Raw genomic sequence first — 22527 nt, 5'->3', positions numbered from 1 at the left:
TTTATAGGGTTTGATAAAAAAATAGCCATTCTACCGAAGTAAAATGGCTATTTAGAACCAAGCTAATTATAAAAATTAACTTTTGCTAAACAGCCCGTTTTATCAGCATCGACTTAATATGGCCGATTGCTTTTGTCGGGTTTAATCCTTTAGGACAAACACTTACACAATTCATAATGCCATGGCAACGAAAAACGCTGAAAGCATCATCTAATTCTGATAATCGTTCGTCAGTTGCTGTATCACGGCTGTCTGCAAGCCAGCGGTATGCTGCAAGTAGACCGGCAGGACCAACAAATTTCTCAGGATTCCACCAGAATGAAGGACAAGAAGTTGAACAACATGCACATAAGATACATTCGTACATACCGTCTAACTTTTCACGCTCTTCTGGGCTCTGCAAGTTTTCGCGAGCTGGCGGAATCTGCTCATCATTAATCAAAAATGGCTTAATGCGAGCATAGTTATCATAGAACTGTCCCATGTCCACAACCAAGTCGCGAACCACAGGAAGACCAGGTAACGGGCGGATAACAATATCGCCTTTACCCAATAAGTCTGACAAAGGTGTAACACATGCCAGACCATTTTTACCGTTCATGTTAATACCGTCTGAACCACAAACCCCTTCGCGGCAAGAGCGGCGGAAAGCGATGCTAGGGTCTTGTTCTTTAAGCAAAATTAATGCATCTAGCACCATCATATCAGAGCCCTCAGGGACCTCAAGTTGATATGACTTCATATTTGGTTTGGTATCAGTATCCGGGTTGTAGCGGTACAAAGAAAAATTAACGTTCATTTGCCGCCTCCTTAATATGTACGAACTTTAGGTTCAAAAGCTTCACGCAGGTTTGGTGACATGTTCACCTCACGACGTCCCATGGTTTCAGTAGCTGGATCGAATAGCGAGTGGCATAACCACTGTGCATCGTCGCGCTCTGGGAAGTCGAAGCGGCTATGCGCACCACGGCTTTCAGTTCTGAAGTTTGCAGCGTGAGCCGTTGCAATAGCGGTAGCCATTAAGTTATCTAACTCGAGGCATTCAACACGCTGTGTATTAAAGTCAGTTGATTTGTCATCAAGACGAGCATTTTCTAAGCGCTTACGAATAACCTGTAACTCTTCTAAGCCTTGAGCCATAGACTCGCCTTCGCGGAATACTGAGAAGTTAAGTTGCATACACTGCTGCAAGTCTTTACGGATTTGCACTGGGTCTTCACCGTCAGACGTTGAATTTTCCCAACGATTGTATCGCGCCATCGCTGCTGCTAACTCTTCTTCGGTAGCGTCTGCCATGTTGATGTCATCGCTTAAGTATTCACCTAAGAACTTACCTGCTGCGCGGCCAAACACCACCAAATCAAGCAGTGAGTTACCACCTAAGCGGTTGGCGCCGTGTACCGATACACAGGCAATTTCACCTACCGCAAACAAGCCATTGATGATTTTATCTTCACCGTTCTCGTCTTTAGTAATAGCTTGGCCATTTACATTACAAGGCACGCCACCCATTTGGTAGTGACAAGTAGGAATCACCGGAATAGGCTCTTTTACTGGATCAACGTGAGCAAAGGTACGAGATAATTCACAAATACCCGGTAAACGGCTTTCTAATACTTCTTCACCAAGGTGATCAAGTTTTAGTTTAAGGTGTGGACCCCATGGGCCGTCACAGCCTCGGCCTTCACGAATTTCTGTCATCATCGAGCGCGCAACAACATCACGGCCGGCTAAGTCTTTAGCATTTGGCGCGTAACGCTCCATAAAGCGTTCACCGTCTTTATTAAGAAGGTAACCACCTTCACCACGACAACCTTCGGTAACCAGTACTCCAGCACCAGCAATACCCGTTGGGTGGAATTGCCACATCTCCATATCTTGGATTGGTACGCCAGCACGTAACGCCATGCCAACACCGTCGCCAGTGTTAATGTGTGCATTGGTAGTAGAAGCAAAAATACGCCCTGCTCCACCCGTTGCTAAAACCGTCGCTTTTGCTTTGAAATAAACCACTTCGCCGCTATCGATATCCATGGCGGTACAACCAACCACTTCACCTTCAGCATTTTTCACTAAGTCTAAGGCATACCATTCAGAGAAAATGGTGGTCTTTTTCTTAACGTTTTGTTGATAAAGCGTATGTAACAAAGCATGACCGGTTCGGTCGGCTGCAGCCGCAGTACGTGCTGCCTGCTCGCCGCCAAACTCTTTAGATTGACCACCAAATGGTCGTTGGTAGATAGAACCGTCTTCGAATCGAGAAAAGGGTAATCCCATCTTCTCTAGCTCAATAATGACCTCTGGGCCTACATTACACATATATTCAATGGCATCTTGGTCACCAATGTAGTCAGACCCTTTAACGGTATCGTACATGTGCCATTGCCAGTTATCTTTGTGAGAGTTACCTAAAGCAACCGTAATACCACCCTGGGCAGATACGGTGTGAGAGCGAGTAGGAAACACTTTAGATATAAGGGCACAAGACTTGCCCTCTTCAGAAATTTGTAGAGCAGCGCGCATACCCGCACCGCCTGCGCCGATAACTACGGCATCGAATTCTCGAATAGAAATTGCCACTCGACTTACCCCCAAATAATAAACAAGCCACTAGCGACATATACAAGCGCTAGAACTGTTAAAGAAAACTGTAAACCTAAACGCAATGACGTGCATTTAACGTAGTCGGTTAATACCTGCCATAAGCCAATCCATGCGTGTATCAACATCGAGAACAGCGCAAGCAAGGTAAACACTTTGGTTGGAAGCCAAGCGAAGAATCCACTCCAAGACTGATATGTCACATCGTTAAATGCGAAGAAGCCTAACAAGTAGATTGTATATAAAGTTAAGATAATGGCGGTTGCGCGAATGAGCAAATAGTCATGTACGCCGCTACGGCCAAAAGTTGCAGCATTAGTTACCATACGATTACTCCCATTAGTACTGCGAGTACAGCAGTGATAATGAATGAGATTTTAGCGCTAGATGAGGCACTATCTAGCTCTTCCCAATAGCCCATGTCCTGAATCAAGTGACGTATTCCGCCAACTATGTGATACATCAACGCAGTAAGGCTGGCCCAAATGATTAACTTAACCAAGAAGTTATCCATAATAGACTGCACATTTGCAAAACCTTCTGCTGATTGAAGGGATTCAGCAAGTAGGCCAAGCAAAATAGCCAAGGCGAAAAATGTAATCACACCGGAAACACGATGCAAGATGGATGCAATAGCGGTAATGGGAAATCTGATGGTTTGTAGGTCGAGGTTTACTGGTCTTTGTTTTGTTTTCACGATTCTCTGCCCACTCAGGTCCTTGAGTATTATTATGATTATAAAGTGAAGCTCTGGACAGGGCATCGAGTTGCGATAATGTTAATTTTGTGAACTTAAGGCCATAAACTAGACTAAAGTCTAAAAACTACCATTTATATTGCGCAAAAAATGCTCGGACTAGCGCTATACTTCGAGCAAAGTATAACGCCCACATTATACAAATACAATTAACATTTCCTTCATTTAGCTAATTTAGCGCAACGAAACAGCCAACTTAAATCGAAAAATTAACATTAACGCTATAAGTCACCATAAATCACAACCAAGGCTAATTGACATTTGGTCTAATGTTGGGTCAGAATGTGCTGCGCTTTGTATCCAAAATAACAATACAATTAGAACAAGCAAGGGAGACGTGCTATGGCTGACAATAAAGCCACCCTAACGCTGCCAGGCCAAGAGGCATATGATTTGCCTATAATGTCTGGTACAGCGGGACATGACGTAATTGATGTTCGAACTCTAGGTAAAAAAGGGTATTTTACCTTTGATCCAGGTTTCTTAGCGACCGCTTCATGTGAATCAAAAATCACCTATATTGATGGTGAACAAGGTATTTTGTTACACCGAGGTTACTCAATTGAGGACCTAGCAAAACATGCTGATTACCTTGAAGTTTGTTATATTCTTTTGTTCGGCGAGCGACCAAACGTTGAACAATACGAGAAATTTAAAACAACTGTTACACGCCACACTATGGTGCACGAACAGTTAATCCACTTTTTCCAAGGTTTCCGTCGTGATTCGCACCCTATGGCGATCATGGTGGGTGTAGTTGGTGCTTTGTCTGCTTTCTACCACGACTCGATGGATATTTCTAACGAGCGTCACCGCGAAATAGCGGCTTACCGCTTAATCTCCAAGATGCCAACGCTTGCAGCCATGAGCTACAAGTATTCTGCTGGCCAACCGTTCGTTTACCCTCGTAACGATTTAAGCTATGCAGCAAACTTCTTGAATATGATGTTCTCGGTACCTACTGAAGAATATAAGGTAAGCCCAGTTGTAGAACGCGCTATGGATCGCATCTTTACTTTGCATGCAGACCACGAGCAGAACGCTTCTACTTCTACAGTACGCTTAGCAGGTTCATCAGGTGCTAACCCATTTGCGTGTATCGCTGCTGGTATTGCCTGTTTGTGGGGTCCTGCTCACGGTGGTGCCAACGAAGCATGTCTAACTATGTTAGAAGAAATTGGCTCGGTAGACCGTATTCCAGAGTTTATTGAACGCGCTAAAGACAAAGATGACCCATTCCGCCTAATGGGCTTTGGACATCGCGTTTACAAAAACTACGATCCACGCGCTACTGTAATGCGTGAAAGCTGTCATGAAGTACTCAACGAGCTAAACATTGACGATCCATTATTGGATGTTGCAATGGAACTAGAACGTATAGCCCTTTCTGACCCGTACTTTAAAGAGAAGAAATTGTTCCCTAACGTAGATTTCTACTCTGGTATCGTGCTTAAAGCTATCGGTATCCCAGTAAGTATGTTCACGGTAATCTTCGCGCTATCTCGCACAGTAGGTTGGATTGCTCACTGGAAAGAAATGATGGAAGAGTCGACTCAGCGAATTGGTCGTCCACGTCAGCTTTACACTGGTGAACCACACCGCCCGTTCAAGTAAATCTTATTTGCTGAGCGCTAAACAAAAAATCCGAAACTTAGGTTTCGGATTTTTTTATCTTTCGATTTAGTTAACTAGGCTTGTTACCGTATTGATAACTGCCATTGGCAAGAAATTGCGCGACTTCACTACGCTTTTTAGCCATCAACAATGCACCATCGTCCATAAACAGAAAGTTCTTCCAGCATCGCTTAAACACCGCCCAGGTCGTTTCAATTACATTGTGTTGGTCGTTACAGTAATAAACCACCGTATTGTCTTGCCACTGTAGGTGTTCTAACAGTTCTTCCGGCAAGGTAAGTTGATCGCTATCCCAAACATCTTCCCAATTACCTTGCTCAGTCCAAGTATCCATATTAAAAGCCCAATCTCCTTTTCTAAAAAAGTCTGGGTGATCTACTTGTTTGCTGACGGATTCTTTCCAAAGTAACGTAGCGCGAGTGTCAGTCATTGGTTTTATTAGGCTGGAGTCTGCCTCACTCACGGGTAAATCAGCACGTTTAAAGATCCATGCTTTTTTATGCTCACTTAAAGGAATGTAATTCATACGTTCTCTGGTTACTTACCATTATAAAAAGGCTAATTAAAAAGGGCTCTGATTTTCTCTAGATCTTCGGGTGTATCCACGCCATGCGCAGGTGTTTCTATCGCTTGAGCCATTTTTATTTTGTATCCATGCCAAAGCACTCGCAGTTGCTCTAGCTTCTCTATTTTTTCAATAGGAGAAGGACTTAACTGCAAATATTCGCCGACAAAATGACAACGGTATGCGTAAATACCGATATGGCGAGAGTAAAGCTCACTGCGCCAATCACCATCCCGCTCGTGTGGCACGGCCGAGCGACTAAAATACAAGGCGTGGTCATCTTTATCACACACCACTTTCACCACGTTAGGATCATGAATATCTGTATCATCGGTAATAGGCACCGATAAACTCGCCATCTTCACTTCTGGCGCTTTATCTAATAAACCTGCAACCTGACTAATCACCGCTGGAGGAATAAGCGGTTCATCGCCTTGTACGTTTACCACAATGGTATCGTCGGCAAAATTTAGCCGCTCACATACTTCAGCCAAACGTTCAGTGCCGGACTCATGAGTATCAGCGGTTAAAATCACCTCTGCGTTAAAGCTGTTAGCAACCTCAACAATGCGTTGATCATCAGTAGCAATCACTACTCGTTCAGCCCCCGACTTACACGCTTGTTGGTACACCCTTTCAATCATGGTTTTACCTGCAATATCTTGTAAGGGCTTTGCAGGTAAACGCGTAGATTGATAACGCGCCGGTATAACTACCACAAACTTCATTGCGGTAACTCATTGGCTGACATTTCACGTGCTTCGTTGACCAACAAAACAGGAATAGCATCTTTCACTGGATAAGCTAAACGGTCAAATTTACACACCAGTTCGTTGTTAGGTTTATCGAAATGCAACTTACCTTTACATAGAGGGCAAGCCACAATTTCTAATAGGTTATGTTCTACTGACATGAGATTTTTCCTGTAATAAAGAGAAGAACTGTTGATAAAACTGCTCTGGCAACACGCTATCTACGGGTAAATAATACCAATTAGTGCCGGCACTATCGCGATATTTTATGGCATCTTTCTCTGTCATAATCACGCTTTTATCAAGCAATTCTTTATGTTGTTCTTGGCTTAGGGGCCGGTGATCTTCTAAATTGATTCGTTGTTTAACTGAAAAACCCAAGTATTCAAGAGAATCAAAAAAGCGCTCAGGATTACCTATCCCTGCAAAGGCTGCATCAAAATGTTTATCACTTTGAATATTGCTACTGCCCTTAACGGCTTTCAGCGCACTAGGTTGCAATTGCAATAGATGGCTTTCAGTTGAATAACTAGGTTGCCCATTACTCACGATTAAATCTACATCAACTAAACGAGATGCGGGCTCTCTCAGCGGTCCAGCCGGTAAACAAAAGCCATTTCCGAGGCGGCGTTGCGAGTCGATCACGGCAATTTCTATATCGCGCTGTAAAGCATAATGTTGCATGCCATCATCACAAATGATGAGGTCGACACCTTGTTCAACAATACTTTTACAGGCTTGGCTACGATTAGGATCCACCACAACAGGGCATTGAGTACGTAGGTGAATCAGTAAAGGTTCATCACCGCATTCTGCCGCTGCGCTAAATTCAGTCACATTGTAGGGGTAACTTTTGGCAGTACCACCATATCCACGGCTCACTACGCCGGGCTTAAACCCACGTTCTTGAGCTGCTTTGACTAAGGCTAGAACAACCGGTGTTTTACCATTTCCGCCAACACTAATATTACCCACTATCGCCACGGGTACAGGCGGTCTGTAACTCGCCACCCAGCCTCGATTAAAGGCTAAACGCCGAACAATCGTTACTAAACGAAACAGATAACTAAGCGGCAGTAATAAAAGCAATTTTCCTTTATGCTGCCGCGCGTGTTGATACCAAAAGGTCACTATTTTTCGCCAAATTGAATTTGGTGTAATTGGTGATAAGTTCCTTTGTGAGCCATTAGCTCAGCATGGCTACCTTGCTCTACAATCACACCTTCATCCAGTACAACGATAACGTCTGCACTTTCAATGGTTGAAAGTCGATGAGCAATCACAATTGCCGTTCTGTCTGAACATACTCTATCTATCGCTTCTTGAATTTTACGTTCTGATTCCGTATCCAAGGCTGAAGTCGCTTCATCTAAAATCAGCACAGGTGAATCTTTTAACAATGCGCGTGCAATGGCGATCCGTTGTCTCTGACCACCCGATAACATCACACCTTTCTCACCAATAATAGTATCAAAGCCGTCTTCAAACTTATCAACAAAACTGGTCACGTTAGCCATTTCAGCAACTCGCTCAATGTCTTCACGGCTTGCGTCTTCTTTGGCATAGCCAATATTGTCGGCGATAGTGCCACTGAACAAGTGTACCGTTTGAGACACTTGGGCAAACTGCTCACGCAAATTAGCGAGTTTGTAGTCTTGAATGGGTCTGTCGTCTAACAACACAGAGCCTTGCTGAACTTCATAAAACTTGGGTAACAAGCTGGCAATAGTGGTTTTACCACTACCTGAGCGCCCCACTAACGCCACCGTTTGCCCCTCTTCAATGGTTAAATTAATGCCTTTAAGCACTAATTCATTTTTGGTTGGGTAGGTAAACTGCACATCTTTTAGAACCACTTTACCTTTAGCTCTCGGCGTTTCGAAGGTGCCTTTATCATTTTCAGGATCCATGTCCAGCACTGAGAACAAGCTTGTACAAGCGGCCATTGCGCGTTGTACATCGTTATTTAGTTGAGTAATCACGCGAAGCGGTTTTAGTAACATCATCATTGACGTAACAATAATGGTAAAAGTACCCGGCGTAAGCTCTTGTACTAGCTCTGGAGAAGATGCTGCAAACAACACTACAGATAAGCCAATAGACGCAATAAATTGCACTGCAGGGTTAGCAATTGCACTTACCGTTGCCATTTTCATCTGCTGGCGTCGAATCATATTACTGGCGCTGTTAAAGCGCTCTTCTTCTTTTGGCTGACCACCAAAAGATAGAATTTCACGATGTCCGTTCAACATTTGTTCACTAGTTGTAGTGACATTCCCTACCGCATGTTGCAAATGAGTACTAATTTTACGGAAACGGCGGCTCACCAAGCTAATAGCAAAACCAACCGGAGGGCCAATAACAAAGAAGATCAATGACAATTGCCAGCTGTTATAGAACATCAAGCAAAGCAAGCCAATGATAGTGGCGCTCTCACGAACTAAGTTCACTAAACTAGCGGTAGCTGCAGTACTCACTTGGTTAGAGTCATAGGTGATCTTTGACAATAAAGTGCCGGTTGGGTTTTTATCAAAAAACGACACAGGCATTAACATCAGGTGGTTAAAAATTTGCCGTTGGATTTTCATCACAAGGTGACCACCAACCCAAGACATGCCATAACTACTGGCAAATCCGCATATACCGCGCAATAACACAATCCCCAAGATGAAGATCGGCATGTAAGTCATAATGTCTGGGTTTTTTCCCGACAAGCCTTCATCGATAAGAGGCTTAATTGAATACACAAATAGCGTATCAACCGCACCGTAACCAATCATGCCTATAATTGCGACAATCAGGCCAATTTTGCGATCTTTTACGTAGCTTAATAAGCGGATATAGTTCGCTTTTGTATCAGTAGCTGTTTCTGGAATCATAAGAACAGAGTTATTCCATCGGAAAAATTGCCTTAGTTTAGCGGTTTATAGAGAAATCACCAACTGATGATTTGTTGGTACCATGGGCTTGAAGTGAGATAGCGCTGCTGAGTGACTTGGTATGAACGGTCACCAATTTCAAGATGAATAGCGCCGCCCTTTCCTGTAACAAACTGCTCACTAGCAGAATATCGCTCGGTAACTGATGCGTGAGGAAAACCAAAACGATTATAAGCACCGCTGCTATGCATCACTATTTCGGGCTGTAATACCTTAATAAACTCGTTAGAAGATGAGCTGTTACTACCATGATGCGGGCTCAGTAAAAAGCTCACTTTACTCAAGCCTTCCGCTAACAATTGTTGTTCAGCCATTTGTTCTATGTCTCCTGTCAGTAACAAACTGTAGTTACCATCGAAAACCCGCAAAGTGCATGAGCCATTGTTTCCCTCACCTAAATTCGCCATACGAAATGTCAGCGCTAACTCTCCCCAATGGATTTGCTCATTACATCGTTCAGCAGGTAATCGTTTATCGCGGCCATAAAACCGTAACGCTTTAGGAAAAGCCTCTTCAAGTACACTCCTTCCTCCTGCGTGGTCGTTATCGCCGTGGCTGGTCACAATAGCTGTCACGTGCTCAACACGTAAATCTACCAATAGTGGCAGAATCACGCTTTCCGCATAGGAGAAACCACTTCTAAAACGCGGGCCACTATCAAAAACTAGGGCTTGGTTATTATGCTCAATAACAACAGCCAAGCCTTGCCCAACATCCAGTACATATACTTGCCAATTGAGGCTTCTAGACCAAAATGAACTGAGCAAAGGAACTAGCAGCAAAACGCTTAGATAAGCAATGGCAACACGCCGGCCTATTGCGCTCGCAGTTAACAACACACTAAACAACAATACACATAAGCCTAATAAGGCCATTGGCGTTTTAAAGCTCACCGGTTGTAGGCTAGCCAAAAAGTCTAAACCTCGAAACGACACCGCAAACAAGTTATTGAGTAACTCGGCCAAATTCTCCACACCCGGAAAATCAAAAGAGAGCCCTAACATTAACAACAAGTTAAGCGGCACCAAAATTATACTAAATAACGGAACAGCGACGAGGTTTAGCAATAAAGCGCCACTCGGTAACTGACCAAACATAGCCACTTGAATCGGTAACATAGCAATACCAATCATCGCTTGAATAAGAACAAGCATCAGTAGCTTGTTACTAGGGCCTAGCCATAAACAAAGTAAAACCACTGATACCGCTGTATATGACAGCCAAAAACCGTTGCTATACAAACTAAACGGCCAAAGCAACAGAATGATAAAAGCGCTAACAACAATACCAGAGGCTAAGTTACGCCTTTGGGTAGTTAAACCAAACACCAATAAACAGCCATACATCAACAAAGCTCGCATCATTGATAGCTGCCAATTTGCCAACCAGCAATAAATCAGGCAACACCCAAAACTCGCGATCAACGGACCACTAGCGTGAGGCATTCGAATAACTAGCCCTATTAAACGAAACAGCCACCAAGACCACATTGCTGCAATGCCTAAATGCAAACCTGATAGAACAAATAAATGACCTAAACCAGATTGTTGGTACAGCGTTCGCCGCTCAGAATTCAATAAGCGTTTATCACCAACCATTAAGGCAAGTAGCTCTCCACCATATTTATAGCCACTTAATTGCCCCGCTAGGTTCGCCACCCAGCGCTCACGAAACGACACCTGTTCACCTAAGACTTGGTGCGAAACCAAACTACCCCGTCCCACCATTGACTTTGAAACGAGCCAACGAGCGTAATTGAATCCCGCAGGGTTAATACTGGCAAATACGGGTTTAAGTTTAGCGATAGCTTGAATCGATTGACCAGGCTGTAAGATTTGGCTTTGATTATTCTGAGGCGAATGGTACAAACTTAGCTTAGGCTTCCACCATGCTAAACTTGATCTAGTATCGAGTTGGTCAACTTGCAGCGTAACTTTTTGCCAGTATTGATTATTATCAACTGCCAAGACCACGCCATGTATGCTAAAGTTGGCCGCTTTTTGTTGGATATCAACAATCCATGACTGATAATACAGCGCATGGCTGTTTATCCAACACACGCCAAATATGAAGCCAGCAGCCCAGAGCTTTCTTTTCCAAAGTAAAGCCGCTAGTGCAACGTAGCTAACATATAGTAAAGGTAGGCTCAGTAAACTAGGCCAGATTAACGATGATGTCATTGCTAGCAAACTTGCTAGTAAAAAGACGTTCATATGTCATAAGAAGTTTATTATCAATAACAAACTATATGCCAAAAAAGACGATACAACGATTTATTCCTAAAACAGAAGAGCTAAAAGCTAACAAACACCTTAAGTTTTTTGGTGACTGGTTGCACAACCCTAATTTGTGGCACCTTAATCGACGCTCTGCGGCTGGTGCCTTTGCAATTGGGCTATTTGTTGCTTTTATACCCTTACCGTCGCAAATGATTATTGCGGCAGCTTTAGCAATAATGTTTAAAGTAAATTTGCCGCTTTCAGTAGCATTGGTATGGATTTCGAATCCTTTTACTATTCCCGCTATTTTCTATTTTTGTTATATCGTAGGCACTGGCATATTGGGACAACCCGTTGCTGATTATCATTTAGAATTATCATGGCATGGCTTAGAACATTTAATAGCGACCATAGGTCCGGCGTTCTTGTTAGGTAGTTTGGTCTGCGGCATTATCTTTTCAATACTTGGTTACTTTTCAATAAACGCACTGTGGCGATACTCCGTACGGCGCCGTTACCGTAAACGTCGTTAATAAAAAAGGAGCTTAATCGCTCCTTTTTTGCATCTGCATTGCCTTAACCCAGTTCTTGAGCAGGCTTCACTCTGGTGGCTTGCCAAGCAGGCCAAATGGTGGCCAACATACTCAATAATAATGCCGCCCCAACCACCGCTAATACATCTGTCCAAATTAGTTTAACGGGTAAGAAATCGATAAAGTAGATATCGGCAGATAATAAAGTATGCCCCATTAAACTCTCAATTAACCCGACTAATTTAGGTAAACCAAAGCTACCGGCAATACCTAAAACGGCTCCCCAAGCGCAACCTAATACACCGTTGTAAGAACCGTAAACCACAAAGCTGCGCAGCAAGCTGGCATCACTGGCCCCCATGGTTTTAAGAATCGCAATATCTCCGCGTTTTTCACTCACAGCTAAAATAAGGGTGGAAACAATGTTAAAGCTAGCAACTGCAACAATTAACAACATGATGGCATACATAATGGTGCGGACTAATTGGATATCTTGATACAAGTACCCATGTTGGCGGATCCAGCTTTTGATATACACTAACTGCGGATAGGTTTTGGCTACCGAACGCACCACTTTATCTGCTTTCAGTGGGTCGACAACCCTTAAACTAATTCCAGATACGCCCTCTTGCCACTGCATAAGCTTTTGAGCATAAGCCAAATTAATAAATGCTAGCTGGTTGTCCAACTGGCCGCCAGCGTTCATTAAGCCCACCACTTTTACTTTAATACGCTGTGGCGAACTGAGCCTATTTTGCTGATTAGCCTTGGGTAGCAACAAGGTCACTTGCTCGCCTACCGATACGCCCAGCAAATCAGCGATACCCGCACCTAACACCAGTTGAGCTTGGTTCTCGGCTAAGGCATGCCAAGCGTCGTCACCCACGTATTGATGCAGATTAGTCACGTTTTTTTCTAGCTCAGGGTCAATACCTTTAAGAGCCAAGGCTTTCATGATTTTGCCTTTTTGTACCAAAGCACTAAAGCTGATGTAAGGGGCGGCACCTAATACTTGACTGTTATTGGTAGCCGAGCTTAATAGTTGCTCATGGTCACTAAGGGGAGGATTTACAGCCTCTAATTCCCCATGGCTTACAATGGCTAAAAAACGGTCACGCAACTCCCTTTCAAAACCATTCATTACCGACAAGCCAATAATTAACACCGCCACACCTAATACAATACCTAGGGTAGAAGACGCTGAAATAAACGAAATAAAGCCATTACTGTTTTTAGCGCGGTGGTAACGTAAACCAATAAAAAAAGATAAAGGCAGCCGCATGCTATTCGCCTTTGGCAACAAAGTTGCCATCTTGCATATACGCCTGACGGCTAAACTTAGCCGCTAATGCTAAGTCGTGAGTCACCACCACAAAAGCTGTATTTAAGTCGCGGTTAAGCTCTAAAATTAGTTGGTAGATGGACTCTGTACTGTGGCTATCAAGATTACCAGTAGGTTCATCGGCTAGCACTAAACTCGGCTCATTCACTAAGGCTCTGGCAATAGCGGTACGTTGCCGTTCCCCCCCAGATAGCTCGGCAGGTCGATGCGTTAAGCGATGTCCTAAACCTACACGTTCTAACAAACTCTTTGCTTTGCCATAGGCTACTTTTTTAGGCTTACCAGCTATTAATAGCGGCATTGCTACGTTCTCTATTGCCGAAAATTCACCCAACAGGTGGTGAAATTGGTAGATGAAACCTAGCTTTTGATTACGCAGTTTTGCAAGTTGCTTGCTCGTTAGCCCATCGATACGTTGTTTATCAATGCTTACTTCGCCTTCGTTGGCCTCATCGAGCCCACCGAGTATATGCAATAAGGTACTTTTACCAGAGCCAGAACTTCCAACAATAGCAACCGCTTCTCCTGGGTAAACACTAAAATCTACGCCATGCAGTACTTCGGTAAACTGGCTACCATCTTGGTAAGTTTTACAAATATTTTTTGCCACTAAAACGGGCTGAGCATTAAGCTCACTCATAACGAAGTGCCTCTGCAGGGTGAATTTTGCTGGCTCGCCAAGCGGGATAGATGGTAGCTACAATGCTTAACAGCATGGCAGCAACCGTAATAAAGATAATTTGGTCGCTACGTTGTAATACAGGTAAACCTGCGCCGCCTAAATTAGCCGCAAAGTTCAAACCGATTCCCGACATAACCATGTTAATGTTATTGCTCAGCCACCAACCACTTAGCGCCCCTACCCCCGCGCCTATGCAGCCACTCCAAGCACCTTGCATAACAAACACCATCACAACTTTGTCGCGAGATAAACCCAGTGTTTGCAAAATGGCAACATCACTGCGTTTTTCGCCTACCATCATCACTAGACTAGAAAGAATGTTAAAGGCAGCTACAGCAATAATTAAACAGAACAGCATACCCATCATGTTTTTTTCCATTTTTACTGCAGCAAATAGTTCACCGTAAAATCTTCGCCAATCTTGATATTCAATCGAGGCGGCATCTAACTGTTTAGAGAGGGTTTCAATTTGAAAAGGATCGTCTAAGAAATAGCGCTGTTGGCTTACCGCATCCACAGGTGAGCGAAGCAAGCGAGCGCTGTCTTCAATATTCACCAAGATGAACTGTTTATCTACCTCTGCGGCAAACTCAAACACCCCCGATACCACAAAGTTACGTTGTGAAGGCATTTCCCCTAACGGTGTATACACCAGCCTATCGGTGGCCAATAAACGAATAGTATCGCCAAGGCGCACACCTAACGCGTTTGCTACACCAATACCAATAACCGCGTTATAGCTGCCGGCCTGTAAGCTATCCAAGTCACCAATTAGCATTTTTTTACGTAACAACGCTGCATCAGCTTGCTGAGTCACATCAATGCCTTGCATCATTGCGGCATGCAAATTAGTACTGCTTTGCAAGACTACTTCGCTTAATACCAAAGGAGCATTTGCTACGTTGCTTAAGGCACTTGGCGCGAGTTGTTGAGAAGATAACGTGAGATGAGGAACTAAGTTCAAAATACGTTGTTTGAGCTGGTGTTCAAAACCATTCATTACCGAGATCACCGTAATGAGTGCTGCCACACCAAGGGTAATACCCAAGGTAGAGAACCAACTTACAAATGAAGCGAAGCGTTGTTGTTTGGCTCCTCGCGAGAACCGCCATGCTATAAAGCCAATCAATTTCATCGAAGCGGCAGACATCCCTAGGCGTTGTAAAAAATCGCGCTAATCATACCGCGCGCCAGTTAGCCCAACAAGTCAGATCCTTAGCTTAATCACATAAAAAACAAAGATATTCAGTTTATTTGCAATCCGTTACACAACTTGTTGTAATTTCGCCTTCAACTACGCTTTTAAGCATGGTCTATTTGATAACTCGCCGCTCGGCGCTTGTAGGGAAATATGCAGGATCAACAGTATTTTAGTGTTACCCATCAGCTCAACGTTAATCTAGAAACTATTGATAACAGCGCGCTACCTCAGTCAACTGCAGAATTTGAAGCTAGCATTCCCGAACCATTTATTTTAGCTAACCCTGGTCAACATCAATCATTATTAGGTTTACGGGCCATTAAACAATTGGGCGAAGCCGGTGAGCAATTATTAAGCTATTTACATGCGCAAGAACAAAAGCTGAACCGCGTGCTCAGTTATGTATTAGTACAACAAGACAGCCCAGCACAGCGAACATTAAGCCAACAGTTTGGTGGTTCTGAAATACACTGCTTTTGGAAAGAAGCACTACCGAAAGGCCAATTACTCAAGTTAAAGATTTTTCTACCAGAAGAGTCTACCGCAGTATTTTGTTATGGTGAAGTATTGCAATCAAAGGCGATTGCCCATCGCAGTGAACACCTTATTGAAATAAGCTACAAACTTATTCGTGATGAAGACGTAGAAGCCTTAGTACGAGCAAGCTTACACGTGCAAAGCCAACAACTAAAAGCCCGAGCCGATGCTCGCCAGCAAGCCGACAAATAAGAGTTTTCTGTGTTACTAAATTTACCGTGTCCTGAATCAGCAGGCGATCAAAAACAAGTTAGCAACCTCCCAGGCAGCGCATTAGCGTTTGTTATTCAAGAATATATTGCCCAACTTGACGCCCCAATTGTTATTCTTACTGAAGATACTCGCAGTGCGCTTCAAATCGAGCGAGAAGTAAATGGCTTGCAGCCACAGCGTGCCCTGCATTTATTACCCGACTGGGAAACACTCCCCTACGATACCTTCTCACCTCACCAAGACATTGTTTCGCAGCGAATATTAAGCCTTAATCAGTTAAGTCACGATAAAAATAGTGTGCTTATAGCGCCTATTGCCACTTGGTTGCAACGCTGTGCCCCCGCAGAGTTTTTAGCTAAACACAGCTTACAGCTCAAGGTAGGCCAGCAGCTAAATTTGGCGGCATTTAAAGAACGTTTAGTGAGTGCTGGTTATCAGCATGTTGACCAAGTTATGGAGCATGGCGAATTTGCACTACGCGGCAGCTTGCTCGATTTATATCCCATGGGGAGCAACTTTCCTTTTCGTTTAGACTTTTTCGATGACGAACTCGACAGTATTCGTGAATTTGACCCCGACACCCAGCGCAGTGCAGAACAGCACAAAAGCATCACCTTGCTGCCCGCTCATGAGTTCCCAACGGATAATAGCGGTATTGAAACCTTCCGCCAGCAATGGCGAGACCGTTTTGAACCCAGCCGTGATGCAGGTTCTATATACCAGCAAGTATCTAAAGGCATCATGCCGGCTGGTATCGAATACTACTTACCGCTGTTTCATGCGCACACCGAAAGTCTAACTGATCAACTTGCAGCAAATACCGTTATTTTAAAGGTGGGCGATTTAGATCATGCGGGCAAACAGTTTTGGAGCGAATTAGGTGAGCGCTACGAAAACCGCCGCTACGATAAAGCGCGCCCAATCTTGCCGCCCGATGAGCTTTATCAAAGTACCGAGCAGTGCTTTAAAGAATTAAAACTGTTTGCTGGAGTAAAACTACATAAAGGCCCTGCACGTAGCAGCCAAGGCAAACTAAATTTAGACGCGCATACCCTGCCCGATTTAAGTGTTAATCATCGCTTAAATCTTCCCTTACAAGCGCTTAGTCATTATTTAGAGCATCACCCGCAGCCAAAGACCTGCTTTATTGCAGAAACAGAAGGCCGCCGCGAAGCCCTTAAAAACCTGCTAAGCCCACTAAAGCTGCGTTTAAAAGACTACAGCAGCATTGCCGATTTTATTGCCAGCAAAGATAGCTTAGCCATGGTGGTAGCGCCGCTAGACAAAGGCTTTGAACTCAATGAACCAAACATACAAATCATTAGCGAAGTAGATTTACTGGGCGATAAGGTTCGCGCTAAACAGCGCAAGGCCTCTAGCAAAACGCTAAATCCCGATGTACTTATTCGCAACTTGGCTGAGCTAACTATTGGTCAGCCAGTGGTTCACATTGAGCATGGTGTGGGTCGTTATTTCGGTTTAACCAGCTTTGAAAATGGCGGCATAAAAACTGAATTTTTAACGCTTGAATATGCTAATCAAGCCAAGCTTTATGTTCCCGTTAATGCATTGCATTTAATTAGTCGCTATTCAGGTGCAAACGACGAAACCGCTCCGCTACATAAATTGGGCAACGACCAGTGGCAAAAAGCCAAACAAAAAGCAGCAGAGAAAATTCGCGATGTTGCCGCCGAGTTGCTGGAAGTGTACGCCAAGCGCGCCGCCAAACCTGGTTTTGGCTATGAATTAGACGATGCAGCTTATCAGCAGTTTTCGGCAGACTTCCCCTTTGAAGAAACCGATGATCAGCAACAAGCAATTGGGGCCACACTGCAAGACATGCAAACGCCAAATGCAATGGACCGCCTAGTATGTGGCGATGTAGGCTTTGGTAAAACCGAAGTGGCAATGCGTGCAGCGTTTGTGGCGGTGAATGCCGGTAAGCAAGTCGCAGTATTAGTGCCAACCACCCTATTAGCCCAGCAGCATTTCGATAACTTTAGCGACCGCTTTGCTAATTGGCCAATCGAAGTCGCCTCGCTATCGCGCTTTAAAACCACCAAAGAACAAAACCTAGTACTTAAAGACTTAGCCGCCGGCAAAGTCGACATTATTATTGGTACCCATAAGCTACTTAGTAAAGACGTGAAGTATTCCGATTTAGGTTTGTTGGTGATAGATGAAGAACACCGTTTTGGAGTAAGGCAAAAAGAACAAATCAAAGCCATGCGGGCTAATATCGATATTCTGACACTAACCGCTACGCCAATTCCGCGTACTTTGAATATGGCGATGAGCGGCATGCGAGATTTATCGATTATTGCCACACCGCCAGCTAAGCGTTTAGCAGTAAAAACCTTTGTTCGCGAACACGACTCAGCTTTAATTAAAGAAGCGATAAGCCGTGAAGTGATGCGTGGTGGCCAAGTTTACTTCCTACATAATAAAGTAGACACCATTGACCGCGTGGCCCAAGAACTACGTGAATGGTTACCGCAAGCCCGTATAACCGTGGCTCACGGACAAATGCGCGAGCGTGAGTTAGAACGAATAATGAGTGATTTCCACCATCAGCGTTTTAACGTTTTGGTGTGTACCACCATTATCGAAACCGGTATCGACATCCCTAGCGCCAACACCATTATTATTAACCGCGCCGACAACTTTGGATTAGCCCAGTTGCACCAGTTACGTGGTCGAGTTGGTCGCTCACATCACCAAGCATATGCGTATTTACTTACGCCACCGCCAAAGCTTATCACCAAAGACGCGATTAAACGTTTGGATGCTATTGCCCAGTTAGAAGACTTAGGCGCAGGCTTTACGCTTGCCACTCACGATTTAGAAATTCGGGGAGCTGGCGAGCTATTAGGTGATGACCAAAGCGGACAAATTGAAGCGGTAGGTTTCACCTTGTATATGGAAATGCTTGATAGAGCCGTGACGGCTCTTAAAAACGGCCAAGACTTGAATTGGGACTTAAGCCAAACAGACCAATGCGAGATTGAATTGCGCGTGCCAGCATTGCTGCCTGACGACTATATTTTTGATGTTACTACTCGCCTAACCATGTACAAACGCATTGCCAATTGTGCAGACCAACCAGAAATGCGTGAATTACAAGTTGAACTCATCGACCGCTTTGGTTTACTGCCAGAGCAAGCAAAAAACCTATTTGAAGTACAAAAGCTAAAAATTGAAGCCGAACAACTCGGTATCAAACGGGTAGAAGCAGGACCAAAAGGTGGTGTAGTAGAGTTCGGCGAATCAACAAAAGTTAATGCCGCTTTTCTAGTAAGCCTGTTACAATCACAACCAGCAATTTATCGCCTAGAAGGCGCAAATAAACTTAAATTTGCGGTACCTAGCGACAGCCCAGAACAACGATTAAGCTTGATCGAATCATTATTGGAGCAATTTACTGCCAATGCGACAAACTCTTAAAAATGCCCTGCAGCTAACCACGTTAGCAGCAGTAACACTAACCAGCTTACCGAGTGTTGCTCAAGAACCTCGCTGGTTTGACATAGAAGTTATCTTTTTTAAGCGAAATGTAAGTGTGGAAAGTAGCCAAGAATATTGGCCGCAGCCACAAACGCTAGGCGTAAATACCAGCGAACCATTGCTCGCGCCGCTGTTTGGTTGTAATGATGAGTTAGAGCCCTGCATTGCCCCCCGATTTGATAAGTTACCGGTGAGCATAGACGGTAGAGGCTGGCCTGTCACTGGCTCAACAAAACGCCAAATGCTGAGCAAACAGCAGCTAGAACTAAATGACGAGTTTAATAAGCTTAAACAGCATGCTGCTTTTACGCCCTTACTTCACCTAGGTTGGCGTGAAATTGTTGCCCCGCGTAATCGCGCTAAACACTACCAAATTCAAGCTGGCGAAGATTTCTCGACCCGTTTTAACGAAAATGGACGTTTACTTGGCTCATTAAATTTCTCTGACGATGCAATAATTGAGGAAAGCCAAGGCTTTGATTTAGCTGCTGAAAACATTTCGCTGTTTGACGCCCCCGATACTGCCGTTGGAGCGTTTGATATAGAGCCTGAAGCTGCTGCTGCGATTTGGGAATTAGAAGGCGGCATTCGTGTGTACCTTCAACACTACTTATACATTGAAACAGAGCTGCTGCTTAAGCGCCCTGAAGATGTAGAGCTGTTAATTAACGAACCCGAGCAAGAGTTGCTTGATATTAATGCTAGCGAAGAACCGTTAACTACCGAAACTGAACTCAGTACAGTGGTGGTAGAAGCCCCTCTTTCTGATGAAGAAGAGCAGCAACAAGTGGTGTTATTAAGCGCTGATGCTAACAATGTTGAAGCTGGTAGTTTAGTCACTGAGTATCAAACAGAAGAGCAACTACAGAGCTTTAAATTTGATCAAAAACGTCGAGTTCGCTCCAGCGAAATTCACTATTTTGATCATCCGCTAATGGGAATGCTGATTCAAATCCGCCGCAGCCCAGAAGAGCAAACAAACCTAACCAACAGTGTTGAGTCGTTGCCCGTTGCAGATAATGTTGAAGAAAGCCCAGGGGAGAATGAACAAGCACAGCTAACCGAGGATAACTCGCCTGAACCAAGCGCTAGCGCTACGCCAGCATCTTAATTAAACGGTGTTATTAGCAAATCAACCCAGCGTACTGTTTGCCTGTGCGCTGTTAAGCAGAACGTGGTTATTGCTGGCGATTGCCGCCAGCTCTCGCCAAACTGGTGATAAAATACTGGGGCTGCTTTACCCCGACCATTTCTGGTTCTATTTTGGGCTTGCGATGGGCGCCCTGCCACTCACTCGTTTAATCTTCCCTAAGCTATGGCAGAAACTTTCGATACGCTGGCAGTTATGGGGGATCTTAGTTTTACTCCTTGCTGATATAGCGATTCAAGTTCATTCCATAAATCTCAATTTTTGGCGTTTTGAAGCGCTGAATGCAGTCACCTTGTGGATTAGCTTGATGATGAGTTTTATCGTGTTTAAGTCTGCGTTAGACAAGCCATAACCCTTAATTTCTCTCCTTACCTAAGCCTCTAAAAAAACTGGGTATTCGGCCCTCAATGGTTACCCTCTCTTTTCTTTCATGAATAAAATTCTTGGTGCTTACTTAGTTTCGCCAACTAAAACACCTTATTGGATTATACTTTTCCTGAGCACTTTCTACCGCTAAGCCAAGATCATAAAGCACCGATAAGGAAATGACATGAATATGCTACGGACTTACCTATTGGCCACTCTAGTTTTAACGATTCAAGGCTGCACTTCCCCCCAAAAAGAAGTGCCGACCGATCAGCTTGATAACTCTCCCAATATAGTTCGGCATGTCGGTGAGGTATCAAATATTCGCGAAGTAAAGAAAGATGCCTCGTTAGGTAAACAATTTGGCGGCTCGTTTATTGGTGCTTTAGTCGGCGGACAAATTGGTGGTGGAAGCGCTAACGCCATTATAGGTACCGCAGGCGCTTTCATAGGCCAAGACATTACTAACGAAAAATTTGGCGAGTATATTGACCGCCTAATACTGAAAGACAAACAAGGAAAAGAATATAACTGCTTAGTGCATGGTCACGATTTTAAAGTAGGAGATAAAGTGGCTTTTACAGTGGTTGAAAACCATGTGTCCGCGATTATTCACGCCACAGAATAGTAAAAATGACCACATTAATAGGTACCCATATTCTGTGTTAGCTAGTTGTATGTGTAAGCATCTACTTCTTGGCCCTTCGACGGGCAAGGTAGGATTTCAAAAGAACCATCAGAGTGTATTGATACCTCTGTCATTTTTTCATTACTGAACTATCACCTTCGATACCAGCTTTACCTGATTCAAGCAAGGCTGCTAAGGTAAAGCTGCGTATATCGAACATTACATTCAGCTCGGCTAAATAAGCAGCCCGGGTAAGATCTCCGATTCGTAAGCGAGGGAGCGATCGATTAGCAATGCAACACAATTTATCTCGCTGAATGACCAGAGAGTTAAAGGTTACACTCTCTGGTGCACATACATCAATAACAACATCGATACTTTCACTGCTCATATCCTCGTAGGTTTCTTGCTCATCGCTGGACAATTCAATCAACATCACATCTATCGCACTATCCTTAAGTGCTATAGCGAGCTTTTATCGTAGCTTATGGAGCATCACCCCTTGGCAATAAACCCTTCAATGTTAAGCAAAGCAACTTGCCGGCTAGAATAAAAGCCTTGTGCTAATGACATTGGTGTTATGTCTCGAACAATGCGGGTAAGCAGCTCTTGGCCAATTGTTTCTAACCGGGAAAGTGCATTGCTTACTGTCTATTGAGTCAGGTCAAGCTGTTCTGCGGCTCGAGTGACTGATTCATGCTCACAAGCTGACTTAAATACACGTAAAAGATTGAGATCAAACTGACTAGACTGAGACATAGAGTAAGTGAACGTTGTAAATGATATCTTGGCTATCATCGGAGGGAAGGCGCTGATTTGCAAGTGTATTGTTTAATACGACGATACTAGTAGCCTATTCTTTCAGCTTACACTTGCACAAAAAAGCAGCCCTTGAGCTGCTTT

General features: G+C 44.0%; 22 protein-coding genes. 7 read left to right on the top strand and 15 right to left on the bottom strand.

All coding sequences use genetic code 11. The annotated features are described in order from the left end of the window. Nucleotides 1–85: 85 nt before the first annotated feature. From ACLD71_RS15100 to sdhC, 4 genes are read right to left on the bottom strand one after another with little or no spacing between them, the layout of a single operon-like run. Nucleotides 86–799 carry a succinate dehydrogenase iron-sulfur subunit gene (locus tag ACLD71_RS15100; RefSeq protein WP_137673005.1) on the bottom strand — a complete coding sequence of 238 codons (714 nt, stop codon included), beginning with the start codon at nt 797–799 and terminating at the stop codon, nt 86–88. An 11-nt stretch (nt 800–810) separates the two neighbouring features. Continuing rightward, nucleotides 811–2580, bottom strand: coding sequence for a succinate dehydrogenase flavoprotein subunit (gene sdhA, locus ACLD71_RS15095; RefSeq protein ID WP_137673006.1), 1770 nt, complete (start codon nt 2578–2580; stop codon nt 811–813). A gap of 5 nt (nt 2581–2585) precedes the next feature. Then, nucleotides 2586–2927: a succinate dehydrogenase, hydrophobic membrane anchor protein gene (sdhD, locus tag ACLD71_RS15090; protein WP_137673007.1), complete on the bottom strand. Its 342-nt coding sequence runs from the start codon at nt 2925–2927 to the stop codon at nt 2586–2588. Further along, nucleotides 2921–3364 (bottom strand): succinate dehydrogenase cytochrome b556 subunit, encoded by a 444-nt coding sequence (gene sdhC / locus ACLD71_RS15085; protein ID WP_137673008.1) that lies wholly within the window; start codon nt 3362–3364, stop codon nt 2921–2923. Before sdhC ends, sdhD begins: the two co-directional genes overlap by 7 nt. Nucleotides 3365–3700: 336 nt before the next feature. Between sdhC and gltA the strand changes: the two genes are divergently transcribed. Further along, nucleotides 3701–4972 carry a citrate synthase gene (gene gltA, locus ACLD71_RS15080; RefSeq protein ID WP_137673009.1) on the top strand — a complete coding sequence of 424 codons (1272 nt, stop codon included), beginning with the start codon at nt 3701–3703 and terminating at the stop codon, nt 4970–4972. Between the two features lie 70 nt (nt 4973–5042). Here the strand turns inward: gltA and ACLD71_RS15075 are convergent, their stop codons facing one another. Genes ACLD71_RS15075 through ACLD71_RS15050 form a run of 6 tightly spaced genes read right to left on the bottom strand, consistent with a single transcriptional unit; the run spans nt 5043 to nt 11429 of the window. Next, on the bottom strand, nt 5043–5519 hold the full coding sequence (locus ACLD71_RS15075) for a DUF2947 domain-containing protein (protein WP_137673010.1): 477 nt from the start codon (nt 5517–5519) through the stop codon (nt 5043–5045). Nucleotides 5520–5551: 32 nt separating this feature from the next. Then, nucleotides 5552–6286 (bottom strand): 3-deoxy-manno-octulosonate cytidylyltransferase, encoded by a 735-nt coding sequence (kdsB, locus tag ACLD71_RS15070; RefSeq protein ID WP_411991210.1) that lies wholly within the window; start codon nt 6284–6286, stop codon nt 5552–5554. Continuing rightward, entirely contained in the window at nt 6283–6471 is a 189-nt protein-coding gene (locus tag ACLD71_RS15065; protein WP_137673012.1) for a Trm112 family protein, read from the bottom strand. Before ACLD71_RS15065 ends, kdsB begins: the two co-directional genes overlap by 4 nt. Next, complete coding sequence (gene lpxK / locus ACLD71_RS15060; RefSeq protein ID WP_411991209.1) at nt 6455–7441, bottom strand: tetraacyldisaccharide 4'-kinase; 987 nt, start codon at nt 7439–7441, stop codon at nt 6455–6457. Before lpxK ends, ACLD71_RS15065 begins: the two co-directional genes overlap by 17 nt. Beyond that, entirely contained in the window at nt 7441–9189 is a 1749-nt protein-coding gene (gene msbA, locus ACLD71_RS15055) for a lipid A export permease/ATP-binding protein MsbA (RefSeq protein WP_303553099.1), read from the bottom strand. Before msbA ends, lpxK begins: the two co-directional genes overlap by 1 nt. A gap of 56 nt (nt 9190–9245) precedes the next feature. After that, nucleotides 9246–11429: a DNA internalization-related competence protein ComEC/Rec2 gene (locus ACLD71_RS15050; protein WP_411991208.1), complete on the bottom strand. Its 2184-nt coding sequence runs from the start codon at nt 11427–11429 to the stop codon at nt 9246–9248. 68 nt (nt 11430–11497) lie between these two features. On the opposite strand from ACLD71_RS15050, the gene ACLD71_RS15045 reads away from it, so the two are divergent. Further along, nucleotides 11498–12001 (top strand): DUF2062 domain-containing protein, encoded by a 504-nt coding sequence (locus tag ACLD71_RS15045; protein WP_137673015.1) that lies wholly within the window; start codon nt 11498–11500, stop codon nt 11999–12001. A gap of 43 nt (nt 12002–12044) precedes the next feature. On the opposite strand, the gene lolE is transcribed toward ACLD71_RS15045, so the two are convergent. Genes lolE through ACLD71_RS15030 form a run of 3 tightly spaced genes read right to left on the bottom strand, consistent with a single transcriptional unit; the run spans nt 12045 to nt 15160 of the window. After that, nucleotides 12045–13283 (bottom strand): lipoprotein-releasing ABC transporter permease subunit LolE, encoded by a 1239-nt coding sequence (gene lolE, locus ACLD71_RS15040; RefSeq protein ID WP_411991207.1) that lies wholly within the window; start codon nt 13281–13283, stop codon nt 12045–12047. Between the two features lies 1 nt (nt 13284). Next, nucleotides 13285–13983, bottom strand: a complete 699-nt coding sequence (lolD, locus tag ACLD71_RS15035) for a lipoprotein-releasing ABC transporter ATP-binding protein LolD (RefSeq protein ID WP_137673017.1) — start codon at nt 13981–13983, stop codon at nt 13285–13287. Next, nucleotides 13976–15160, bottom strand: a complete 1185-nt coding sequence (locus ACLD71_RS15030; RefSeq protein WP_411991206.1) for a lipoprotein-releasing ABC transporter permease subunit — start codon at nt 15158–15160, stop codon at nt 13976–13978. Before ACLD71_RS15030 ends, lolD begins: the two co-directional genes overlap by 8 nt. A gap of 216 nt (nt 15161–15376) precedes the next feature. On the opposite strand from ACLD71_RS15030, the gene ACLD71_RS15025 reads away from it, so the two are divergent. The 5 genes from ACLD71_RS15025 to ACLD71_RS15005 all read left to right on the top strand — a co-directional run bounded on the left by ACLD71_RS15025 (nt 15377) and on the right by ACLD71_RS15005 (nt 21624). Next, nucleotides 15377–15955 (top strand): hypothetical protein, encoded by a 579-nt coding sequence (locus ACLD71_RS15025; protein ID WP_303508460.1) that lies wholly within the window; start codon nt 15377–15379, stop codon nt 15953–15955. A gap of 9 nt (nt 15956–15964) precedes the next feature. Next, on the top strand, nt 15965–19420 hold the full coding sequence (gene mfd / locus ACLD71_RS15020; RefSeq protein WP_411991205.1) for a transcription-repair coupling factor: 3456 nt from the start codon (nt 15965–15967) through the stop codon (nt 19418–19420). After that, a complete protein-coding gene (locus ACLD71_RS15015) occupies nt 19404–20591 on the top strand; it encodes a peptidoglycan binding protein CsiV (protein WP_411991204.1) in 1188 nt (395 codons plus the stop codon). The genes mfd and ACLD71_RS15015 overlap by 17 nt, the downstream gene beginning before the upstream one ends. Nucleotides 20592–20598: 7 nt before the next feature. Next, complete coding sequence (locus ACLD71_RS15010; RefSeq protein ID WP_303508454.1) at nt 20599–20982, top strand: DUF2919 family protein; 384 nt, start codon at nt 20599–20601, stop codon at nt 20980–20982. A 198-nt stretch (nt 20983–21180) separates the two neighbouring features. Next, complete coding sequence (locus ACLD71_RS15005) at nt 21181–21624, top strand: hypothetical protein (RefSeq protein ID WP_411991203.1); 444 nt, start codon at nt 21181–21183, stop codon at nt 21622–21624. 130 nt (nt 21625–21754) lie between these two features. On the opposite strand, the gene ACLD71_RS15000 is transcribed toward ACLD71_RS15005, so the two are convergent. Together ACLD71_RS15000 and ACLD71_RS14995 are read right to left on the bottom strand one after the other, a co-directional pair. Further along, nucleotides 21755–22063: a hypothetical protein gene (locus tag ACLD71_RS15000; protein ID WP_411991202.1), complete on the bottom strand. Its 309-nt coding sequence runs from the start codon at nt 22061–22063 to the stop codon at nt 21755–21757. Nucleotides 22064–22275: 212 nt separating this feature from the next. Beyond that, a complete protein-coding gene (locus tag ACLD71_RS14995) occupies nt 22276–22383 on the bottom strand; it encodes a LysR family transcriptional regulator (protein WP_411991201.1) in 108 nt (35 codons plus the stop codon). Nucleotides 22384–22527 lie beyond the last annotated feature (144 nt).

The sequence above is a fragment of the Agarivorans sp. DSG3-1 genome, from assembly GCF_046774965.1.
Lineage (GTDB): Bacteria > Pseudomonadota > Gammaproteobacteria > Enterobacterales > Celerinatantimonadaceae > Agarivorans.
This window is presented reverse-complemented; position numbering and strand designations above follow the sequence as displayed.